This window comes from Aerococcus sp. L_32 (assembly GCF_050689315.1).
Genome location: NZ_JBOEQF010000309.1, coordinates 1 through 2323 on the forward strand (window position 1 = coordinate 1; position 2323 = coordinate 2323).

4 protein-coding genes are annotated in these 2323 nt (G+C 41.9%); all 4 read right to left on the bottom strand.

What is annotated here, in order from left to right; translation table 11 throughout:
* A partial coding sequence (locus ACRCJ0_RS12165; protein WP_431390588.1) for a class I SAM-dependent DNA methyltransferase occupies window positions 1–746 on the bottom strand: 746 nt, incomplete at its 3' end.
* Window positions 747–755: 9 nt separating this feature from the next.
* Window positions 756–1115 (bottom strand): ribosome silencing factor, encoded by a 360-nt coding sequence (rsfS, locus tag ACRCJ0_RS12170; protein ID WP_417892941.1) that lies wholly within the window; start codon window positions 1113–1115, stop codon window positions 756–758.
* A gap of 46 nt (window positions 1116–1161) precedes the next feature.
* Window positions 1162–1776 (bottom strand): bis(5'-nucleosyl)-tetraphosphatase (symmetrical) YqeK, encoded by a 615-nt coding sequence (gene yqeK / locus ACRCJ0_RS12175; protein WP_431387241.1) that lies wholly within the window; start codon window positions 1774–1776, stop codon window positions 1162–1164.
* Window positions 1766–2323 (bottom strand): nicotinate-nucleotide adenylyltransferase (locus ACRCJ0_RS12180; protein WP_431390589.1); only part of this gene is annotated, 558 nt, incomplete at its 5' end. The genes ACRCJ0_RS12180 and yqeK, both read right to left, overlap by 11 nt.

The following is a 2323-nucleotide window of genomic DNA, read 5'->3' on the forward strand; positions in this document are numbered from 1 at the left end:
ATACGTTTAGAACTCTCATCCGGTGCGTCTTGGCCAAAGTCTGCTGTGACACGGATGTTCTTGAAGCCTACTTGGGTCAAAATTTCCTGGTAAGCTTCAATAGGCAAGGTCTGTTCGTAGTGCATTTCTTCAAACCGTTGGTAGTTGTTATCGTCTGTATTTTGAACGAATACGTTAATGGTATGGTCGATGGTATTTTCGCCACGGAACTGGTCTGATGTCCAGGTAAATACGGCGTCATCCCACTCAACGACAAAGGATGTTTCTGGATAGATGTCATTCATTTGATGGATAGAATGAACGTCGAACATGAAAATCCCACCATCTTGTAATTGCTGGTAGATATGGGTAAAAGTAGTTTTCACCGCATTCGCGTCCGCTAGATAATTAAAGGTATCGCAGAAACAGGAAATGACTGCTGCTTGGTCCCTTAATTCAAATGTGGTCATGTCATCTTGCCAGAATTCAAGGTCTAACTTAGCTTCCTTAGCGTTCGCTTTGGCTGCAGCGACCATTTTTTCAGATAGGTCTAGCCCCTTGATAGGATAACCTGCTTGGGCCATCAAAATAGCGAATTGACCGCCACCTGCGCCAAGGTCCAACCAATAGTCTTGGCCCTCTATGAATTTGTCGAAGGCCTGCATGGTTTCTGTGGCGAAGGTAAACCAAGATAGGTATAGACTGTCATCAAACAAGATTTCGTAGACATCGGCGAATACGTCATATTGTTGTTGATTTTCTGTCATGGTTGCGCCTTAGCTAATCCATTCTTCAACGTTGACTAATGGTGCTTCAGTCCACATTTTTTCTAAGTTGTAGAAACCACGTTCTTCACTTGTAAATACGTGTACAATCACGTCGAAAGCATCGATTAAGATCCAACGGTTACCGTCTTTTCCTTCGATACCCTTCACTGAAAATCCTGCTTCTTCAATTGCATCTTCAACAGCGTCCACAATGGCTTTAACTTGACGATCGTTACGACCAGACATGATGACAAAATAGTCAGCCATTGGTGTTGTGTTGGCAACGTCTAAGGCTACGATATCTGTCGCTAAGCGGTCGTCCGCACCTCTAACGATTGCTTCTAATAATATTTCACTCTTTTTAGTCATAAATACTCCTTTATTATTGCTGTTTTATTCTGATTACTTGTTTTTATTACTTTTTTTTGCTGCTAAATTTTTTAACCCAATCATTGTAGATGGCGATTGTTTCTGGATATACTTGACGGCCTGATTCAACCAAATGGACAATAGATTGTTTGATTTTAAAGTCTACTGCCGCATCTAAGTCAGTCTTGGCTAGATCTCGTGCTTGTTCAACGCCCTTAAAGTCACGACCTGGTTCGATATAGTCGGCGATAAACAAGATTTTTTGGTCTAGAGTCATGTCATAGCTCCCTATAGTATGGGACCAAACAGCCTGTAAGATATCTTCATCATTGACCCCAAATCGAGTATTTGCAATCATAGCGGCTAATGGACCGTGCCAAATGGCAGATCCGTAATTTAACCACTCTGGGTCGTATCCTGGATAGTCTTTAAACTCAGATAAGTGGTTTTCGCTATCTTCTTTAGCATAATCATGGAGTAAGGCTGCTATACTGGCCTTATCTACGTCCGCTTCAGGGTATTGTTCAGCTAGTTCAATAGCTGTTTCTTCCACCCGTAAGACGTGCTTATACCGCTTGTTGGTTAAACGAGCTTGCAGTAATTTCTCAAGTTCATCCCGTTTAATATTAATCAGATCCGGATTTAATTCTCTAGCTTTCATGTGCTTGATATAACCCCTTTTCTTGAATGTAGGCAACAACAGGTCCTGGTGTCAGGTAACGGATAGAGGCTTTTTCTGCCACCGAGTTTCTGATCCCTGTTGATGACACAGTCATCCCTTCAGCGTCTACAAAAATCAATGGATAGTCCGTATCATTTTGATAACCCTCACGGCCAACACCTACAAAATGCACCATCTTAATCAAATCATCAATCCGATGCCATTTAGGTAAGTTTTCAATCATATCCGCCCCAATGATGAAATAGAACTCATAAGTTGGATACAGGGCCGTTAAAATCTCCATAGTATCCACCGTATAAGATTTTCCTACCCGGTCGAGTTCAATTGCTTCTAGACTAAAGTGTGGATTGTCTTGGATTGCCAATTCTATCATATCTATCCGGTAGGCGTCGTCTAAGGTTTCTTTGGTTTCCGAATGGGGTGGCTTCTTGTTTGGCATAAACCACACTTCATCTAATTTCAGCTTGTCATAGACTTGTTCAGCCATCAATAAATGACCGTTATGGATGGGGTTAAAGGTACCCCC

Coding starts and splice junctions, on each gene's coding strand:
- rsfS (WP_417892941.1), bottom strand. CDS start 1,115: ATGACTAAAAAGAGTGAAATATTATTAGAAGCAATCGTTAGAGGTGCG.
- yqeK (WP_431387241.1), bottom strand. CDS start 1,776: ATGAAAGCTAGAGAATTAAATCCGGATCTGATTAATATTAAACGGGAT.